Genomic DNA, 19,041 nt, shown 5'->3' with positions numbered 1-19,041 from the left:
GCGTTCGGAGAACGCCGCGGCTCTTCGTTTGTGCTGCGCAAATCGCGACCTGGGCGCTGTTACGACAACGAATCGTCATACAGAGAGTCGCGAAGATGAAGACGTCTCAACTGCGGCTTTTCTGCAGCTGACGCGGATTTCGATCGCGAAGCGAGCCAATTTTGCGAGATTGGCGCCACAATTTGGCATGCTCATCGAATTCTCCGTGGAAAACTATCGCTCGTTTCGAGAGCGCCAGACCTTTTCGATGGTCGCCGCACCGCGACTTCATAAAAAGGAAAACACGTTTGTCCCCGACTTGCTCGGGATCAAATTTCCGCCGCTGCTCAAGGTGGCCGTGATCTACGGCCCGAATGCGTCAGGGAAGTCAAACTTGCTTCGCGCGTTGTGGGTGATTGAACTGATGTTGGGGCGCGAGCCAACCTCTACGTTGACATTGCCAGTTTCGCCTTTTCGCTTCGACCCGGCGCTGTCGACAAAGCCGAGCGTCTTTGAGATTCATTTCATCGCGGAACAAGTGCGCTACATATTTGAAGCATCTGCAACGCAGAGTCGAATATTCAGCGAGCGTCTTACTGCCTTTCCAAAGGGCAAGGAGCAATTACTCTTCGATAGGACTCACCAAAGCGAATCAGATGTTTATTCGTTTGGGCCGTCTCTCGTGTCTGAGGCTGGACAATCTCTGCTAGACACGTGGACTAAGCTTACTCCGCCAAGATCGTTGTTCCTCGCTCAAGCTGTTGGAAATAGTAGCGAGTCGATGAAGCTGCTGCGGCCAGCATTCGAATGGCTTCGAGATGGCATGCGATTTCTGATCGGCTCGATGAGCGGTATGGCCGATCAAAGTCAGAGCTTGATTGGCGACAGCCCGATTCACGGAAAAGATCTCGCCGAGTTTTTGAGAGATGTCGACGTGCCTATATCTCACATAAGGGTTCATAAGCTTAAGTTTCCACCGTCTGCCCGCGCGCTCATGTCGAACGTTCTAATTGCGCAGTTAGCTGGTGCGGCGAATGGCGATGAACTCGCCGAAGTCACAAGAAATCAAACAATGTTTACGCACCAAACTGCATTGGGTGAAGCGGACATTGCATTCCAAGACGAGTCGGAAGGCACCAAGAATCTGGTCGGCCTTTGGTTGCCTTGGTCGCTGCGCGTGCCGAAACGTATTGGTGTGAGTGGTGGCGTGATGGTCGTCGACGAGCTTGACTCAAGTCTGCATCCAAATATCGTGAGCGCCCTGATAAAGAGACAAATCGATGCCGAGCAATCAAGCCAGCTAATTTTTACAACACATGACACGCATCTGATGGATGCGAAGATTCTGCGTCGAGATCAATTTTGGATTACTGAGCGCGATACCAATGGCGCAACACGGCTTCGATCCGTTCATGATTTTGAGGGACGTGCGAGCGAAGACATTGAGAAGCGCTACTACGAGGGACGCTATCGCGGACTTCCCTTCGTCAAACAGTGATGGCGCGATCTCTTTCTTCTTACGGTCGACCTGGAGCTCGCTTGAAGCAAAGCCCCACCGTCCTCATTTTGTGTGAGGATTCCAAGTCGTCTCAGACCTATCTCCGCGAAGCGGCGTTGCACTACCGTGCTTACGCAAAGATTGAACTTGCCGATACTCGGTGGACAGACCCCGTTGGGATTGTTCGAGAGGCGATTAGCAGAAATCGTCGCTTCGACGCAATCTATTGCGCGATTGACCGAGATACACATCACAACTTTGACGAAGCGGTTGCGCTCGCTGCCGGCTTCGGGGTCAATTTGATCGTTTCCTACCCGTGTTACGAGTTTTGGTTGATCCTCCACTTCAAACGGACGCGTCGACCTCACTCTTCTGTAGGGTCAAAATCTGCCGCCGATCGCGCTATAGACGAGTTGCGCAAGCAAGATGGAATGGGAGGCTACGCAAAGGGGGATTGCAAGGGCCTTTTCGAAAAGTTGTATTCGAGACTACCGGTCGCGCGTGCGAACGCCGACTGGGCACTTGAGCAGGCTGAAACCGCCGGCAGTCTTGATCCGAGCACTCGGATTCATAACCTCATTAGCCTTTTTGAGACTTTGGGGAATGAATCTCTTGCCTGAGATCGACTGCGGCTCAAGGTTGGTTAGGTCGACGCTGGATCACTGATCACACTGTCACTGGAACTGTCGAAGTAACAATCTTGAAGGAGAACAGGATGGTTCTAATGTCAATGGTCAAGACAGCATGCATCGGCTGGTTTTTGACAGGAGCCGGCGTTGCCTTTTGTGCCCCTACCGAAATTCTCAAGGAAGTGCCTGCCAAGGGCACGGTACGCCGCGGCGATATCGTCTACGTCGACGACGGCCAGTGTCCTGCCGGCCAAGTGAAGAAGATCATCGGCGGCGACCAGCAAACCGGTGTGCCGCGCCAGGTGTCGTGCGTGAAGCGGCCCGACTGACGCGCGTCGTCTAGCAGCGTCAGTGGCTGCGCATCTTCGCGCGAAGGCGTGCGATCGACTGGCTGTGCAACTGGCTCACGCGCGACTCGGTGATGCCGAGCACCGCAGCGATTTCTTTCAGGTTCATGTCCTGCTCGTAATACATGCCCATGATGAAGCGCTCGCGTTCCGGCAGACCGTCGATCGCCACCACCAGTGCCTTCTTCAGGCGCTGGTCTTTCAAGAGGCTGAGTGGATCGGCCTCCGTGTCGGCGGTATGCCGATCGAGAAAACCGTCGGAGTCTTCGCTGCCGGCACCGATGTCTTCGAGGTAGACCAACTGCGTGCCGCGCACGCGACCGAGCAGGGCCTGGTATTCGTCGAGCGGCATCTTGAGCTCGGCGGCAATTTCCGATTCGACCGGAGAGCGGCCAAGCCGATGCTCCAGCTTGTGCACCGCCTGCTCGATCTGCTTTTGGCTCTTGCGCGAGCCGCGCGACAGCCAGTCGCCTTCGCGCAGCTCGTCGAGCATCGCACCGCGAATGCGCTGCGTCGCAAAGGTTTCGAACTGCACGCCCTGGCTCGCTTCATAGCGCGACAAGGCGTCCGCCAGGCCGATCATTCCGACCTGGATCAGGTCGTCGAGTTCGACGTTGGCCGGCAGCTTCGCGATCATGTGGTGCGCGAGACGCTGCACCAACGGCACGTACTGGCGAATCAAGCCGTCGCGGTCGAGTCGGCCTTGGGGGTTGTACATCTGGGAAGCGGTAACGGCGAGCATTGCGTCGAAGTTCAGGCGCCGCAATCGGCCGGTGAAAAGTAGCAGGGCATGTCGACCGGCTTCGGGTCGAAAGCCGAGCGTTGGGCTGCCTGCATCGAGGCGCGGATAAGGCCGCGTGCATCGCCGACCTTCCAGTCCTCGGGCACGCGCTGGCCGTTGCCGATGCCGCGCACGGTGAACTCGTGGCGCATCAGCACATCGAGCACCGGGCCGAGCTTGGCGGCTTCGTCGATTTTCGAGACGATGGCCTGGCGCGTGCCGCCGAGCTTGAATGCGATGGCCATGTCTTCCAGCGTGTCGCCATGCGCGCCGGCATTGAGCACCAGCACGCGCTTGACATTCGGCACGTCGAGCATGTCGAGCAGATCGCGGCGACGCGGATCGTGCGGCGCCACGCCGGCGGTGTCGATGATCACGACCTTCTTGCCTATCAACAGATGCAGTAACTCCTGCAGCGCGGCACGGTCGTGCGCCAGATGCGCCACGACGCCGAGGCTGCGCCCATGGGCGCGCAGTTGTTCGTGCGCCCCGGCGCGTTGCGTGTCGAGCGTGATGAGGCCGACGCCGGAGGGTCCGTGCAATTGCGCGCCGAGCGCGGCCAGCTTGGCGGCGCTGGTGGTCTTGCCGACGCCGGTGGCGCCAATTAACGCGAACACGCCGCCTTCTTCGGGGATCGACGGCTGCACGGTCTTGGAGCTGAGCCGGTTCTCCAGCGAGCCGAGGAGCCAGCGCACTGCGTCGCCGGCTTCGAGTGAAGCGGGCATCGCTTCGAGCACCGAGCGCGCGAGGCCGGGCGAGTAGCCGGCACGCACCAGCTTCAGCATCAGGTTCGACTGGATCGGGTCTTGCCGCGCCTGGCCGAGCCACGCGAGCGCACTGAAGCGCTGGTCCATCATGGCCTGCATCGACTGCAGCTGCGCCATCAGGTCGGGGGATGTGGCGGCGGCGGCGGGGGCGGGTTCGGTCACGACCGAAGCGGTCGGCGCGCCAGGCGTCGCAGTGGAAGCGATGAAGTCGTTCACCACGACGGTGACCGGGGGCGATGAAAGGATCTGAAAATCGGGCTTGGCAGCGCTTTTGGCGGGTGCCGGTGCGGCTGCGGGTGCGGCTTGCAGCGATGCAACTGCGGTGACAGCCGCAACGACCGGCACGCTCGCTTCATGCTGACGGCGCAGCATCCGCTCGCGCACATAGTCCTGGAACGACAGCGTGCTCATCGCGAGCTGCTCGGTGTCGGCTTGCACGCCGATGTCGAGCGCGGGTGCGGCGACCGCTTCGACGATGGCCCTGGGTGCTGCGACCGGTGCCGGGCGTGCAATTTCGACCGATCCATGTTCTGGCGTGTTGCTGTCGATCAGCGCCAGCGCGGCTTCGGTCGCGGCCATCACTTCGACGCCGTCGGGCAGCTGGCGGTTCGACAGGATCAGCGTGTCGTCACCGAAGGCGGCACGTGCCTTGGCCAATGCCTCGCGGGCGGTCGGTGCGAGAAAACGTTGAATATTCATGCGGAAGCACCTCGAAGGATCGGGCCGATGCGGATCGTGTGGGTTTCAGGAATTTCGCTGTGCGCCAGCACTTGCAAACGGGGCGCAACGCGGCGCACCAGGCGCGAGATCGAACTGCGGATGGCGTCGGGTACCAGCAAGCAGGCCGGTACGCCCAGCTCTTCCTGCTTTTGCGCGACTTCGGCAGCGGTGCGGGTAAAGAGTTCGGCCACGCCAGGATCGAGCGCCGGAGCTTGCGCATTGGCCAGCGCCTGCACCAGCAGCCGCTCGAAGCCGGGCTCGATGGCGATCACGTCGAGCTCGCGCGTCGGGCCGTAGATCTGCTGCACGATGGCCGGCGACAGCGCCACGCGCACACGGCGCGCCAGCTCGGCCGGGTCGGTGGTCTGGCCAGCCTGTTCGGCCAACGTTTCGACAATGGTGCGGATGTCGCGGATATGAACCGACTCTTCGAGCAGCAGCTGCAAAACTTTCTGGAACGTCGAGATCGGTACCAGCTTGGGTACGACTTCTTCGATCAGCTTGGGGGCCAGCTTGCTCACGTGTTCGACCAGTTGTTGGGTTTCGGTGCGGCTCAGCAAGCGCGCTGCCTGAACCTGCATCAAGTGTGAGAGATGGGTCGCCATCACGGTGGGTGAATCAACGACGGTAAAACCGGCCATTTGCGCGGCTTCCTTCTGGCGTTCCTCGATCCAGTGCGCCGGCAGGCCAAAGGCCGGGTCGGTCGTCGCAGTGCCGATCAGCGGCGTGTTGATGCCGCCCGGATTGATCGCCAGGTACATGCCGGGGAAGGCTTCGCCCTCGGCCACCATCACGCCGCGCAAGGTCACGCGGTAGCCGCTCGGCTTGAGTTCGAGGTTGTCCCGGACGTGCACCGCGGGCGGCAGGAAGCCGACCTCCTGTGCGAACTTTCGGCGCACGCCCTTGATGCGCATGAGCAGGTCGCCTTGCCGGTTCTTGTCGACCAGCGCGATGAGGCGGTAGCCGAGTTCGAGGCCGAGCAGGTCGACCGGTTGCAGGTCGTCCCAGGTGGCTTCTGCATCGGCCGCGGGTGGTGGCGCAGGCGCATCGACGGCCGGTGGCGGACGCCGCGAGATCATCCATGCGCCGTAGCCGAGCAGCCCGCCCATCACCAGGAACACGACGTGCGGCATGCCGGGGATGATGCCGAGCAAGATGAGGATGCCGGCGGTCAGGCCGAGCACGCGTGGCGAGGTGAAGAGCTGCTGCACGATCTGCCGGCCGACGTCTTCTTCCTTGCCGACGCGCGAGATCACCATGGCCGCGGCAACCGAGATCAGTAGGCCCGGAATCTGCGCGACCAGTGCGTCACCCACGGCCAGCAGCACGTAGGTGTCGGCCGCCTTGCCCACTGGCAGGCCATGCTGCAGCACGCCGATGGTGAAGCCGCCGATCACGCTGATGATCAGGATCAAAATGCCGGCCATCGCGTCGCCGCGCACGAACTTGGAGGCACCGTCCATAGCGCCGAAAAAGTTGGCTTCTTCGGCCACTTCGAGGCGACGGCGCCGTGCTTCTTTCTCGTCGATGTTGCCGGAGTTGAGGTCGGCATCGACCGCCATCTGCTTGCCGGGCATCGCGTCCAGCGTGAAGCGCGCCGACACTTCGGCGATGCGCTCCGCACCCTTGGTCACCACCACGAAGTTGATGACCACCAGGATCGCGAACACGATCAAACCGACCGCGAAATTGCCGCCGATCAGGAAGTGGCCGAAGGCTTCGATCACCGCGCCGGCAGCGCCCGGACCGGTGTGGCCTTCGAGCAGCACGACCCGTGTCGAGGCCACGTTGAGCGACAGCCGCATCAGCGTGGTGAGCAGCAGCACGGAAGGGAATGCCGCGAAGTCCAGCGGCCGCACCATGTACGCGGCGACCATCATCACCATCAATGCGACGGCGATATTGATGGTGAAGAAAGTGTCGAGCAACCAGGGCGGAATCGGCAGCACCATCAGGCCGAGGATGGCGACGACGAGCAATGGCGCCGCGGCGCGCTGGAACATCGCGCCCTGCGCACCGAACCATTGGCGGATCAGGTCCGGATTCATTCAGTGCCTTCGACGGGTTGCTTCGGGTTCTTCGGTTGCTTGGGCGTTTTGTTCAGCGGATCGAGCTCCGGCGGCACGAAAGGCTCCGGCACGACCAGCGGCATCGGCGCTTCACCGCGCAGTGCGGCTTTCAGGCGATACACATAGGCCAGCACCTGCGCGACGGCGGTGAAAAGACTGGCCGGAATGGGCTGGTCGAGCTCGGCGTGCGCGTACAAGGCGCGCGCCAGCATCGGCGACTGCACGATCGGAATCGAATGCTCCTTGGCGATGTCGCGGATCTTCATGGCGAGCAGATCGGCGCCCTTGGAGATCACTTGCGGCGCGCTCATGGTCTGCTCGTCGTAGCGCATCGCCACGGCAAAGTGCGTCGGGTTCATCAGGATGAAGTCGGCGCGCGGCACGGCGGTGATGCTGCTGCGCTGCGCCCGCTCGCGCGCGTTGCGGCGCATCTGGCCTTTCATGTGCGGGTTGCCGTCGGCTTCCTTGTGCTCCTGCTGCACTTCCTGGTGCGACATCTTCAGCTTGGCGCGGTGAAAGTGGTTTTGCAGCGGCACGTCGATCACGGCCGCGGCCAGCACCACCAGCATCACCAGGCTCATGCCCGACACCAGCCAGTCGCCGAGCGCAGCCAGCCCGGCGGCCGACTGCTGCATCGCGAGCTGCGCGATGGTGTGCAGCGAGCCCGCCGCGAACATGTAGCCGACGGTGCCCAGCAGCGCCGACATGAAGACCAGCTTGGCGACGTTGACCAGCTGCTGCTTGGACACCAGATTGCCGATGCCCGACAGTGGATTGAGCCGGCTCAGGTCGGGCGTGATCGACTTCATGCTGGCGACCCAGCCGCCCGTCGCAACGGTGCCGGCGATGGCCGCGAACAGCACGATGGCCGCGAAGATCGCGCAGGCCGCGAGCCCGAGGTTGGTGTACGAGGTGAGCCGGGCCAGCATGTCGCCGGGTTGGGCGATGCTGTGCGCGTCGAAGTGGAATGCATGCGCCAGCGTGCTGCGCATGCGCTCGAAGGCGGTCGGTGCCAACAGCAGCAGGGCGACAGCGCCGGTGCCGAGAACGATCAGATGCGGCAGGTCTTTCGAGCGCGCAGCCTGGCCGTCACGGCGAGCCTGATCGAGCTTGCGTTGCGTGGCGGGGAGGCGGCGGTCCTGACTGCTGGATTCCATGGCGGGCTTTTGGGTGTGCCAGCCATTGTCCGAAGCGGGGGCGAAAACGAAGCGCCGATAAGCGGCGCGAGTGCCTGTCTATTCGTCGATCAGTTCGTTGGTGACGAAGAAGATGCGGCCTTGTCGTGGTCGCGAGCCAACTGGTCGTTGATGGCCTTGACTGCATCCGGCGCATCGAGGCGCGGCGTGCCGAGCAGTCGCGATTCGGCCTCGTGCGTCAGCACCGTGATGCTGATGCGCCGATTCACCGGCGCCATCGCGTTGCCCTTGTCGAGCAGGTCGCTGGCGGCCAAGCCGACCACGCGCACCAGCTTGTCATCGGGCATGCCCGAGGCGACGAGTTCGCGGCGTGACGCGTTGGCGCGATCTGCCGAAAGCTCCCAGTTGCCGTAGCCGCGATCACCGTTGCCGTAAGGCGTGGCGTCCGTGTGGCCGGCCAGGCTGACCTTGTTCTCGATGCCGTTGAGCGCGCTGCCGATCTCATGCAGGATGTCGCGCATCTGCGGCTTCACCAGCGAACTGCCGGTGTCGAACATCGGGCGGTTCTGGTCGTCGACGATCTGGATCTCCAGCCCGTCGATGGTCACCTGCATCTTGATCTGCGAGCGAAAGTCGCGCAGCTTGGGGTTGGCCGCGATCAATGCATCCATCTTGGCTCGCAACTCGTTCATGCGACGCGCGTCCTGCTTGGCCTGTTCTCGCTTCGGGTCTTCGATGTTGAGCGGTGCACTCTCTTTGCCCTTGCTGCCGTCGTTGCGCTTGACCGCGCCCACGGTGCGCGTCAAGTCTTTGCCGCCGCCCGTGACGATGCTCGAACTGGCGCCGGCGCCCGAGCCGCCCGCCATCTCGACCTTGAGCGGCGATTGAAAGTAAGAGGCGATGCCCTGCAAGTCGCCCTTGGCCGTGGAGCCCAGCAGCCACATCAAAAGAAAGAACGCCATCATCGCGGTGACGAAGTCGGCATAGGCGATTTTCCAGGCGCCGCCGTGGTGGGCGTGCGCCGTCTTCTTCACCCGCTTGATGATGATCGGCTGGAGCTTCTTGGTACCGGGGCTGGTGGCCATGTCGTCACTTCTTCTTCACGTGGGCTTCGAGCTCGCTGAAGCTCGGGCGGTCGGTCGAGAACAGCACCTTGCGGCCGAATTCGATCGCGGTCGTCGGGTTGTAGCCCTGCATGCTGGCCAGCAAGGTGGTCTTGATGCACTGCAGTTCCTTGGAGGCGTCTTCGGCCTTCTGCTCGAGCAGGCCGCCGAACGGCTCGACGATGCAGTACGCCATCAGGATGCCGAGGAAGGTGCCGACCAGCGCCGAGCCAATCATCGCGCCGAGCACCGCCGGTGGCTGGCCGACCGAGCCCATGGTGTTGACCACGCCCAGCACGGCAGCCACGATGCCGAAAGCCGGCAGTCCGCCAGCCAGCCGCGCGATGGCTGCGACCGGTGCGTGCTCTTCCTGGTGGTGGGTTTCGATCTCGCTGTCCATCAGCGCTTCGATCTCGTGGGCGTTCAGGTTGCCCGAGACCATCATGCGCAGGTAGTCGGTGGTGAACTCGACGACGTGATGGTCTTTGCCCACGGTCGCGTACTTCTGGAAGATGGCCGAGTCTTGTGGTGCTTCGACGTCTTTTTCGATCGACATCAGGCCGTCCTTGCGCGCCTTCTGAAGAATGTCGTAGAGCAGCGCCATCAGCTCCATGTAGCGCGCCTTGGTGTACTTGCTGCCCTTGAAGGCCTTGGGTACCGCCTGCAGCGTGGCCTTCAGCACCTTCGGCTGGTTGTTCACGATGAAGGCGCCGATGGCACCACCGCCAATCACCATCATCTCGATCGGCAACGCATGCAGCACCACGCCGATGTTTCCGCCGTGGATGATGTAGCCGCCAAAAATGCAGCCCAGCGCGACGACGTAACCGATGATGACGAACATGGGGGAGTGATCAGTTCAAGGCACGAGTGACATGTAAAAAGCGGCAGCAGACATTGCTCCGCGCATGCAGCGATTTGGCACGCATCGATCTCGCCGCACTCCATTGAAAAGGGCCCGTTCAGGGGCCCTTATCGAATCTTTGTGGCCGGTGCGGCCTCGCAGAATTACTGCAAATGAATGCCGCCCGCCGCCGACCCTTTGCCTGCTCGCGCTGGCGGCACGCACATGCCGCAGACGTAGTGCCTGGCGTTTTCGTAGGGTTCGGTCACGAAGTGGCCGCCGCACTTGGAGCACTGGGTCATGGCGAGCATGTTGTTCTCCATGAAGCGCACCAGGCGCCAGGCTCGCGTGATCGACAGTTGCGGCTCGATGTCGCACGAGGAGATCTGCTCGGTGTAGAGCTGGTAGGCCTTGATGAGCACGTCGACCGGTTCAAGGTCGCTCGTCTTGGCCAGGTAGGTATGGATGTTCTGGAACAGCGACGCATGGATGTTCGGCTGCCAGGTCAAGAACCAGTCGGTCGAAAAAGGCAGTTGGCCCTTGGAGGGCGACTTGCCCGCCACTTCCTTGTAGAGACGCAACAGCCGCTCGTAGGAGAGCTCGGTTTCGCTTTCGAGCACCTGCAAGCGGGCGCCGAGGTTGATCAGGCTGACGGCGCGCCCGATCTGCCGGGAATCTCCGAGAACGCTTTTGGAAGTGGCCATGTCGGTGTCTCTCGCTCTGTTTCAGGGAGCGATGGTTTCGGCAGCGTAGCGGCCGGCCATCACGATGCCTGCATGCAAACGCGTCGTCGCGTCGTTGGCAGTGCGGGCGTTGACGTTGTGATTGGTCAACAGGCTCCAGACCATGTCGTCGTCGGCGCGGAAGCGGCACAGCAACATGCTGCCCGATGCGATCTTCATGATCTGCGCAGGGGAGAGTGCTTCGATCAGGTCGGCCGATTCTTCCGGCAGGCCGAGGCGGAACAGGGCTTGCGCCTTGTCAGCGCGGATCAGGCTCTGCGCCAGCATCAGGTAAGTGAGGTTGGCTTCACGAATCTCGGCAAGGATTTGCTCGCTGGTCATATCGGTGCTTTCGTAGGACGTCGTCCGGGTTGCGTTAAAACCGATTCTGACCAGCGTTACAAAAACTTTAATAGGTTAACAACTGTTAACGACGTCTCCGAAATGTGTCGATATGTCATTCATTTGCCTACACCCAAAGTATTCATGTGAACTTTATGAATACACATTTGCGTAAGACTTTGGTCGATTTGAATCACAAGGTATTCATTTCCACTCACACCGTAAATGTGACGGCCGGAAAAGCGCTGACAACACGCCGTTGTTCAAAGCGTGACTTAGTTGGCTCATCTATATGGTCTGTGGCGGCACAGACACGTTTTCTCCTTGATTCGCGGGCCGTGTGTAACTGCATCGGTCGCCCTCACATCTGCCGTTGCGGCGATTTCTAAAGGGTCAGTTACGAAAAATATACCTCTCAAGCTAGTCGCAGTTCGATCCGAAAACAAAACCAACGGGTCACGAATGCGATCCGCCAGGCGGCCAGTCTCTTTGCTGGCGTGACAGTGGCAGCGATGCCGGATTTATTCAGCTCTAAAGGACTTCTCCATGACCTCAGTTATCAACACCAACATCAGCTCGCTTACGGCGCAGCGCAATCTCAACTCCAGCCAGTCGTCGCTCGCTACTTCGATGCAGCGCCTGTCTTCAGGCCTCCGCATCAACAGCGCCAAGGACGACGCTGCCGGCCTGGCGATCTCGGATCGCATGACTTCGCAAATCCGCGGCATGAACCAGGCCGTGCGCAACGCCAACGACGGCATCTCGCTGGCGCAAACCGCTGAAGGCGCGTTGGGCGAAATCGGCAACAACCTGCAGCGCATTCGCGAACTGTCGGTGCAATCATCCAATGCAACGAACTCGACCTCTGACCGCACGGCGATCCAGGCTGAAGTGACCCAGCTCACATCGGAAATCGATCGTGTGTCCAAGCAGTCGGACTTCAACGGCACCAAGCTGCTCGACGGTTCGTTCTCCAGCCAGCTTTTTCAGGTCGGTGCCAATTCGGGCCAGACCATCGGCGTAAGCAAGATCGCCAACAGCACGGCCGGCGCCTTGGGCAACGTCAAGTTCGCCGCTGACCGGGTCGGTGCTGCAGCGGCAGGTGCCACAGCCGCAGCGACGGTGCCTGGCTCGCTGACCGGCTTGGTGCTGAACGGCGTCACGATCAACACCGTCAACTACAAGCTCACCGATACCGCAGCGCAAGTCGGCGCCACCACTGCGGCTGGTATCAACGCGCAGATGGGTGAGACCGGCTTGCGCGCTACTGCAGATGCAACGACCGGTGCTGTCACGCTCGAATCGCTGAAGGCAAACAAGGACTTCACGGTGACTGCCGGCACGTTGGCAGGCGGCGTGACCGCAGTGGGCCTGGGTGGAACTGCGGACACCGCAGTCACCGCTGCTGCGACCGCAAACTTCAGCTTCCTGTCCAACGTCGACGTCACCAGCGTCAAGGGCGCGCAGCAAGCGATGGAAATCGTCGATGCCGCACTGACGCAAGTCAGCAGCAGCCGCGCAGAACTGGGCGCCGTTCAAAACCGCTTCACCTCGGTCGTGACGAACCTGCAGACCAATTCGGAAAACACCTCGGCCTCGCGTTCGCGGATCCAGGATGCCGACTTCGCGGCTGAAACGGCCAACCTGTCGCGCGCGCAAATCCTGCAACAGGCTGGCACGGCGATGGTGGCCCAGGCCAACCAGCTGCCGCAATCGGTGCTGAGCCTGCTCAAGTAATAGAGAGCTCACAGAAAACCAGCGTGCGATGGCGGTGGCGCCACGCATGCATTCAGCGGCTAACGGATTTCCCGTTCGCCGCTTTTTGGCCATTCGGCCGCAGGAGCAAAAGATATGGCGACCGTTTCATCGGCGGGTCTGGGCAGCGGTCTGGATGTGGAGAGCATCGTCACCAAGTTGATGGCGATCGAAAAGAAGCCGCTCACCGCATTGCAGACGCAAGCGACGGCACTCGACAGCAAGATATCGGCTTTCGGCACCATCTCTTCGCAGATGTCGACATTGAACGATGCGATCGCCACGCTCGCGTTGCCTGCGACCTGGAACACGAAGTCGGCGTCTTCGTCGAGCGCTACGGCCGTATCGGCCTCAGTGTCGGGCACCGGCGCCTTGGCCACGTCTTTCAGTCTCGAGGTGTCTCAGCTCGCACGCGCGCAATCGGTCGCCTCCAGCGGAGTGACAGCCGGCAGCGGGTTTGGTGCGGGCACGCTGTCCATTCAGCTCGGTACCTGGGCAGGCACGACGCCGGCCTTTACCGCAAGCGGCGCGGCTGCCATGTCGGTGACGGTGGCCGAAGGCGACAGCATGTCGACCATCGCCGGCAAGATCAATTCGGCCGGTGCGGGCGTGACCGCCACCGTGCTCAAGGATTTGTCGGGCGAGCGCTTGCTGCTGCGTTCGTCTTCCACCGGGGAAGCGGCGGGCTTCCGTGTGCAAAGCACCGATGCCGCTGGCGCGACGGGCCCCAGCCTGGCCGCGCTGTCTTTCGACAATCCGTCGGGCGGTGCCGGCATGGCGGCCAATGCAGTTCAGTACGGTCTCAATGCCAAGGCGACCCTCAACGGCGTAGCGCTGAACTCGGCCAGCAACACGCTGGTGGACACGGTGCCGGGCCTCACGCTCACGCTGTCGCAAGTGACGACGGCGCCGGTCGACATCACGGTCGCCAACGACACTTTTTCCCAAACCACGGCCATCACCGCGTTCGTGAAGGCCTACAACGCGATGAACGACATGTTCAACCAGGCGACGGCATACGACGCGACCACCAAGACCGGCGCGCTGCTGCAAGGCGACTCGACCACCACCAGTTTGCAGACCGCCATGCGACGGCTGGTGGGCGCCATGTCGGGCGGCAGCACAGGCACACTGCACCGCCTGTCGGACCTGGGCATCTCCATATCCAAGGACGGTGGCGGCGATCTCGCGGCCGACTCGACCAAGCTCGCCGCTGCACTCAAAGACCCGGTAGCGGCAGCCAAATTCTTCAGCTCCGCTACCAACGTCGCGTCGGATGGCGAAACCGGCTTTGCCACCCGCATGAAGGCTTTCCTTTCAGGCGCCATCGGCAGCGCCGGCACGATCGCCGCCAAGACCACCTCACTACAAAGCCAGAAGACGACCAACGGAAAAAGCCAGGACCGGCTGAGCGACCGATTGACAACCGTCGAGGCCAATATGCGGAAGCAATACACCGCGCTCGACACCAAGATGGCTTCGCTCACCGCGCTCAACACCTACATCACCCAACAGATCGCCCAATGGAACAAGTCGCCGGGCTGAGGGCCAACTGACCAAATGACCTACAAATGGTCGTTGAGTTCAGCGGGCGGATGCCGATAACTAGAGTGTGAAGTGAATGCTGCGCACCAGCAGAGCAGATTAAGGAACACACCATGTACACCCCGCCCAGCCTCCGCGCCGCAATGGCTTACAAGAACGTCGGCGTCCAGTCGAGCGTCGAGTTCGCCAGCCCGCACCAGTTGATCGACTTGCTGTTCGACGGTCTGGTGGTGGCGCTTGCTTCGGCGCGCGGCGCGTTGCAGCGCGGCGACGTGGCGGCCAAGGGCATTCAGATCATGCGGGCGGTGCGCCTGCTCGACGAAGGGCTGAAGGCGGGCCTGGACAATGAACGCGGCGGCGCGCTGGCCGAAAGGCTCGCTTCCCTTTACGATTACTGCATCGAGCGTCTGACGCTCGCCAATGTGCGCAACGACGGCGAAATGCTCGCTGAAGTCGCTGCCCTCATCGCACCGGTGGCGCAGGGCTGGAAAGAAATCGGTCGACCGAGCGTCGGCCAACCCGCTTGAGGGCGTGACCGGAGGTCCCATGCAAGACGATTTGATGGACTACTACAAGGCAATCGAAAGCTCGAGCCGGCAGATGCTCGATGCGGCGCGCCGAGAAGACTGGGACGACGTCGTGCGCTGCGAAGGCGCCTGCGCGGTGCTGATCGAGCAGCTGCGGTTTTTGGCGAAGTCGCAAGACCTCCCCAAAGACCTTCGCTCCGAGAAGTCGCGGATCATGCAGCGCATCCTGCGCAACGACGCCGAGATCCGCATCCTGGCCGAGCCGTGGCTCAGCACCTTCGCAGAGATGTTCGACGCCAAGCTGCAGTTGATTCACTGACGGGTTTTTATCCACTCTCCCTCCGGGAGAGGGTCACCCTCAGACCTGCATATTCATGATGTCGGTGTAAGCCTGCACCATCCGGTTGCGCACATTCAAAGTTGCAGCAAACCCGATCTGCGACTTTTGCAGCGCGACCATCGTCTGCTCCAGACTGACATTCGGATTTTCGAGCTGCACTTCGCGCTGCAATGCGGTGGCGTCGCCCTGCGATGCACTCACTGCTTTCAAAGCGCCCGACAGGGCCCCGGCAAAGCCGGTTTCCTGCGTGGCACCGGTCGATCCGGTGACGGCGCGGGCGGCCCCGGCCGGGCGCGTGGTGAGCGGTGCGGTAACGGGGGTGAGGCGGAGGTCCATGGCGATGATGCTAATTCGGCAGCGGACGGGCATGGGCGGGAAATGAGCGGGAAAGCGGCGCCTTATCGGGCTTATGCGGAACGGGCCGGCCCGAATAATCGTCTCGTGCAAAGAGCCGACCGGCTTGCTGCCGCACCCACCCACCGCCCATGTCCGCCGTCGCTGAAATACCTGTCCCCCTCGCCACTGCTGCGCCGTGGTCGCGCAAGTTCGAAGGCCTGGCACCCCGCCAGCGCATCCGCTTCGCCATCGGCGTCGTCCTGCTCGTCGCGGTCGCCATCGCGGCCATCGTGATCGGTCGGCAGCCGGATTGGCGGGTGCTCTACGCCAACCTGGGCGACAAGGATGGCGGCGCCGTTATCGCGCAACTCGCGACGATGAACGTGCCCTATAAATATTCCGAGGGCGGTGGCGCCGTCATGGTGCCGGCCGATCGTGTCTACGACCTGCGCCTTCGCCTCGCCTCGCAAGGCCTGCCCAAAGGGGCCGTCGCCGGCTTCGAGCAGATGGAAAACAACCGCTTCGGCATGACGCAGTTCCAGGAGAAGCTGAGCTTTCAGCGGGGCCTCGAAGGCGAACTCACCCGATCGATCCAGGCCATGAACTCGGTGCAAAGCGCGCGCGTTCATCTTGCGCTACCGCAGCAAAACGGCTTCTTCCGCGAACAACAAAAGCCGACCGCTTCCGTGCTGCTCAGCCTGCACCCGGGCCGCACGCTGGAGCGCAACCAGATCGCCGGCATCGTGCATCTGGTCGCTTCGAGCGTGCCGGAGCTGACGCCTGCTGCGGTGAGCGTGGTCGACGACACCGGCAAGCTGCTCTCGGCAACCAGCGAGCCCGGCAGTGGTGCCGATGCGCAGCAGCTTCAGTACGTGCAGCAGATCGAGCAGCAGTACACCCGTCGCATTCTTGAAATGCTGGAGCCGGTGGTCGGCCGTCAAAACGTCAAGGCACAGGTAACGGCGGACGTCGACTTCTCGCAGACCGAAGCGACCTTCGAAGAACACAAGCCGAACCTGGCCGCCGATGCCAGCGCTGTGCGCAGCCAGCAGACGGTGGAGAGCACCGGCCCCGGCGCGGCCGGCGCACCGGCTTCGGGCGTGCCCGGCGCCACGTCGAACCAGCCACCCGGCCCGTCGTCGACCCCGATCAACGGCGCCGCCGCACCGCTGTCGCCGACCGGCACCGCGCCGGGTGCAGCGGCGGCCAAGCCCCCGAGCAAGCGCGAGTCGACCACCAACTACGAAGTCGACAAGACAGTGAAGACGGTGCGCAATGCGACCGGCCAGATCAAGCGCCTGAGCGCTGCGGTCGTGCTCAATTACCAGAACGTGGCCGATGCCCAGGGCAAGGCCGGCCCCTCGACCCCGCTGTCGGCGCAGCAGCTCGAACAGATGACGGCGCTGGTGCGCGAGTCGATCGGCTTCAGCAAGGACCGCGGCGATTCGGTGAACCTGATGAACGCGCAGTTCCTGAGCGAGCGCAACGAAGTGGCCGAGGTACCGATCTGGAAGAACCCCGAAATGCTCGATACGGCGCGCAGCTTCGCCTGGCCGGTCGGCCTGGTGCTGATCGGCGCGATCGTGCTGTTCGGCCTGGTGCGGCCGGGCCTGAAGACGCTGGCGGCGATGCAGCCGCCGCAGCAACTGACCAACGAACCCGGCCGTCAACTCAACGCCATGGTGGCGGACACGCCGCAGCGTCCCTCGCTGTCGTCGCCCTCGGTGGCCGAAGCGCTGCCGCGGCCGGAAGCAGCCGAACAGGCGCGGCTCGAAGGCGCGCGCCAGATGGCGCGACAGAATCCGGTCGCCGTCGCCAACATCGTGAAGACATGGGTCAACGGCGACGACGCCGCGGCCGCGTCGGCCTGAGAGTCGCATCGCCATGGACGAACAAGGCCTCAACGACGCCGCCATCCTGCTTATGTCGCTGGGCGAGATCGAGGCGGGCGATGTGCTGCGCCACCTCTCTCCACGCGAAGTGCAGAAGCTGGGCGAAACCATTTCGAAGACGCGCGCGGTATCGCGTGAACGTTTGGGTGCGGTGGCCGACCGCTTCGTCACCGCGACCGCTGGTCAAAGCCTGTTCGCGGCCGACACCGGCGACTACGTGCGCGCCGTGATGAAGCACGCGCTGGGCGAAGAAAAAGCGTCGATCCTGATGGACCGCATCCTGCAGAAGGCCGACCTGAGCGGCATCGAAAACCTGAAGTGGATGGATGCGCCGTCGGTCGCCGAACTGTTGCGCGTCGAGCATCCGCAGATCGTCGCGGCCATCCTCGTGCACCTCGAGCCCGAGCACGCCGCCGCGGTGCTGGTGAAGCTGCCCGAGCAGCAGCGTGCCGAAGTGCTGCTGCGCGTCGCCACGCTCGAAGGCATCCAGCCTGCCGCACTCGAAGATTTGAATGAAGTGATGTTCCGCGTGCTGGCCAACGGCGCCAAGGTGCTGACGGCTTCGCGCGGCGGTGCCCGTACGGCGGCCGGCATGATCAACCTGCTTGGCAATGGCGTCGATGCGCAGGTCATCGAGGCCATTCGCAACCACGACCCGGATCTGGCATCCGAGATCAGCGAGCTGATGTTCGTGTTCGACGACGTGATGAAGCTGGACGACAAGTCGATCCAGATGCTGCTGAAAGAAACGGCGTCGGAGACGCTCATCATCGCGCTCAAGGGTGCGGCGCCGCCGCTGCGCAACAAGTTCCTGTCGAACATGTCGTCGCGTGCGGCCGAGTCGCTGCGCGAAGACCTGGAGTCGCGCGGGCCGATGCGGCTGGTCGAAGTCGAGGCGCAGCAAAAGGAAATCCTGCGGTCGCTGCGGCGCCTCGCCGACGAAGGGCAGATCGTGTTGGGCGGTGGTGCCGAAGGCGGCATGGTCTAAGCGATGCAAAGCCTGAACAATCTTCGAAATCGCGGGCTGATCGCCAGCGAAGACATCGCACATGTCGCGCGCTGGCAGTTCGGCGCGGTAGCCCCCGACAGCGGCGAGCCTGAGAGCGGCATCTCCGATCCCCAGGCCTTGCGCGCGGCCCATGCCGAAGGGCACGCAGAAGGTTTTGCGGCGGGCCGCGCGCAGGCGCTGGCCGAGGCCGAAGCCCAGCATGCGATGTACCGCGCCAATGAAGGACAAGAGGCGGCACGCCGGCTCGCCGCGTTGCTGCAATCCGCCGAGGCCGGCCTCGCGGAAGCGCAGCAATCGATTGCGCGCGGCACGCTAGAAATCGCCTGTGCCCTGGCGCGCCAGGTGCTGCGCCACGAGCTCGCGACCGACCCGAATTCGCTCGAACCCGTGGTGCACGAGGCGTTGTCGTTGCTGCTCGCCGATGGCCGCAGCGCCACCGTGCGGCTGTCGCCCGTCGACTTCGATTTGCTCGACGGTCCATTGCGTGCGCAGTTCGCCGGTCAGCCCGTCACCGTGCTCTCCGACAACGCAGTGCAGCCCGGCGATTGCCTGGTCGAATCGGCCGGTGCGGTGGTCGACGGCAGCGTGGCGTCGCGCTGGTCGCGTGCGGTGGCGAGCCTCGGGCTGTCGATGCCGTGGCACGAGGAGAGCAATGGAGCAAAGAGCGATGCCGCCTGAGCAGGAAGTCTGGCAACGCTTC

General features: G+C 62.7%; 19 protein-coding genes. 10 read left to right on the top strand and 9 right to left on the bottom strand.

The features are described 5' to 3' along the window. The 3 genes from QN413_RS21760 to QN413_RS21750 form a co-directional block, all read left to right on the top strand. Window positions 1-1,477, top strand: a 1,477-nt coding sequence (locus tag QN413_RS21760) for an AAA family ATPase (RefSeq protein WP_323498675.1), incomplete at its 5' end; no start/stop codon positions are given. Between the two features lie 41 nt (window positions 1,478-1,518). Next, complete coding sequence (locus QN413_RS21755; protein WP_323498673.1) at window positions 1,519-2,097, top strand: RloB family protein; 579 nt, start codon at window positions 1,519-1,521, stop codon at window positions 2,095-2,097. 95 nt (window positions 2,098-2,192) lie between these two features. Next, window positions 2,193-2,435 (top strand): DUF6719 family protein, encoded by a 243-nt coding sequence (locus tag QN413_RS21750; protein WP_323498672.1) that lies wholly within the window; start codon window positions 2,193-2,195, stop codon window positions 2,433-2,435. Between the two features lie 19 nt (window positions 2,436-2,454). Here QN413_RS21750 and QN413_RS21745 read toward each other — a convergent pair whose 3' ends face one another. From QN413_RS21745 to flhD, 8 genes are all read right to left on the bottom strand, one after another. Beyond that, entirely contained in the window at window positions 2,455-3,171 is a 717-nt protein-coding gene (locus tag QN413_RS21745; protein ID WP_187053405.1) for an RNA polymerase sigma factor FliA, read from the bottom strand. 35 nt (window positions 3,172-3,206) lie between these two features. Beyond that, window positions 3,207-4,700 carry a flagellar biosynthesis protein FlhF gene (gene flhF, locus QN413_RS21740; RefSeq protein ID WP_323498671.1) on the bottom strand — a complete coding sequence of 498 codons (1,494 nt, stop codon included), beginning with the start codon at window positions 4,698-4,700 and terminating at the stop codon, window positions 3,207-3,209. Continuing rightward, entirely contained in the window at window positions 4,697-6,769 is a 2,073-nt protein-coding gene (flhA, locus tag QN413_RS21735; protein WP_323498670.1) for a flagellar biosynthesis protein FlhA, read from the bottom strand. The genes flhF and flhA overlap by 4 nt, the downstream gene beginning before the upstream one ends. Further along, on the bottom strand, window positions 6,766-7,947 hold the full coding sequence (locus QN413_RS21730; RefSeq protein WP_323498668.1) for an EscU/YscU/HrcU family type III secretion system export apparatus switch protein: 1,182 nt from the start codon (window positions 7,945-7,947) through the stop codon (window positions 6,766-6,768). The genes flhA and QN413_RS21730 overlap by 4 nt, the downstream gene beginning before the upstream one ends. Window positions 7,948-8,036: 89 nt before the next feature. Further along, the gene (gene motB / locus QN413_RS21725; protein ID WP_323498667.1) at window positions 8,037-9,011 is read right to left on the bottom strand and encodes a flagellar motor protein MotB; all 975 of its coding nucleotides are present in this window, start codon (window positions 9,009-9,011) and stop codon (window positions 8,037-8,039) included. Window positions 9,012-9,015: 4 nt separating this feature from the next. Further along, window positions 9,016-9,873: a flagellar motor stator protein MotA gene (gene motA, locus QN413_RS21720; RefSeq protein WP_187053400.1), complete on the bottom strand. Its 858-nt coding sequence runs from the start codon at window positions 9,871-9,873 to the stop codon at window positions 9,016-9,018. Between the two features lie 164 nt (window positions 9,874-10,037). Then, window positions 10,038-10,577 (bottom strand): flagellar transcriptional regulator FlhC, encoded by a 540-nt coding sequence (flhC, locus tag QN413_RS21715; protein ID WP_323498666.1) that lies wholly within the window; start codon window positions 10,575-10,577, stop codon window positions 10,038-10,040. A gap of 21 nt (window positions 10,578-10,598) precedes the next feature. After that, entirely contained in the window at window positions 10,599-10,937 is a 339-nt protein-coding gene (gene flhD / locus QN413_RS21710) for a flagellar transcriptional regulator FlhD (RefSeq protein ID WP_323498665.1), read from the bottom strand. Window positions 10,938-11,483: 546 nt separating this feature from the next. Here flhD and QN413_RS21705 point away from each other — a divergent pair. From QN413_RS21705 to QN413_RS21690, 4 genes are all read left to right on the top strand, one after another. Then, a complete protein-coding gene (locus QN413_RS21705) occupies window positions 11,484-12,674 on the top strand; it encodes a flagellin (protein WP_323498664.1) in 1,191 nt (396 codons plus the stop codon). Between the two features lie 114 nt (window positions 12,675-12,788). Next, complete coding sequence (gene fliD / locus QN413_RS21700; protein WP_323498662.1) at window positions 12,789-14,237, top strand: flagellar filament capping protein FliD; 1,449 nt, start codon at window positions 12,789-12,791, stop codon at window positions 14,235-14,237. Between the two features lie 113 nt (window positions 14,238-14,350). Next, a complete protein-coding gene (fliS, locus tag QN413_RS21695; protein WP_323498661.1) occupies window positions 14,351-14,764 on the top strand; it encodes a flagellar export chaperone FliS in 414 nt (137 codons plus the stop codon). Between the two features lie 19 nt (window positions 14,765-14,783). Further along, a complete protein-coding gene (locus tag QN413_RS21690) occupies window positions 14,784-15,083 on the top strand; it encodes a flagellar protein FliT (protein ID WP_323498659.1) in 300 nt (99 codons plus the stop codon). A 39-nt stretch (window positions 15,084-15,122) separates the two neighbouring features. Here QN413_RS21690 and fliE read toward each other — a convergent pair whose 3' ends face one another. Beyond that, window positions 15,123-15,440: a flagellar hook-basal body complex protein FliE gene (gene fliE / locus QN413_RS21685; RefSeq protein WP_187053393.1), complete on the bottom strand. Its 318-nt coding sequence runs from the start codon at window positions 15,438-15,440 to the stop codon at window positions 15,123-15,125. Window positions 15,441-15,589: 149 nt separating this feature from the next. On the opposite strand from fliE, the gene fliF reads away from it, so the two are divergent. From fliF to QN413_RS21670, 3 genes are read left to right on the top strand one after another with little or no spacing between them, the layout of a single operon-like run. Continuing rightward, window positions 15,590-17,311 carry a flagellar basal-body MS-ring/collar protein FliF gene (gene fliF, locus QN413_RS21680; protein ID WP_323498657.1) on the top strand — a complete coding sequence of 574 codons (1,722 nt, stop codon included), beginning with the start codon at window positions 15,590-15,592 and terminating at the stop codon, window positions 17,309-17,311. 13 nt (window positions 17,312-17,324) lie between these two features. Continuing rightward, the gene (fliG, locus tag QN413_RS21675; protein ID WP_323498655.1) at window positions 17,325-18,320 is read left to right on the top strand and encodes a flagellar motor switch protein FliG; all 996 of its coding nucleotides are present in this window, start codon (window positions 17,325-17,327) and stop codon (window positions 18,318-18,320) included. A 3-nt stretch (window positions 18,321-18,323) separates the two neighbouring features. Further along, the gene (locus QN413_RS21670) at window positions 18,324-19,019 is read left to right on the top strand and encodes a flagellar assembly protein FliH (RefSeq protein ID WP_323498654.1); all 696 of its coding nucleotides are present in this window, start codon (window positions 18,324-18,326) and stop codon (window positions 19,017-19,019) included. Window positions 19,020-19,041: the final 22 nt, after the last annotated feature.

The sequence above is a fragment of the Variovorax sp. LG9.2 genome (assembly GCF_035018885.1).
In the GTDB taxonomy this organism is placed as follows: Bacteria; Pseudomonadota; Gammaproteobacteria; order Burkholderiales; family Burkholderiaceae_C; genus Variovorax.
The sequence above is the reverse complement of the archived record's forward strand: the minus strand, read 5'-3'. Positions and strand labels throughout refer to the sequence as shown.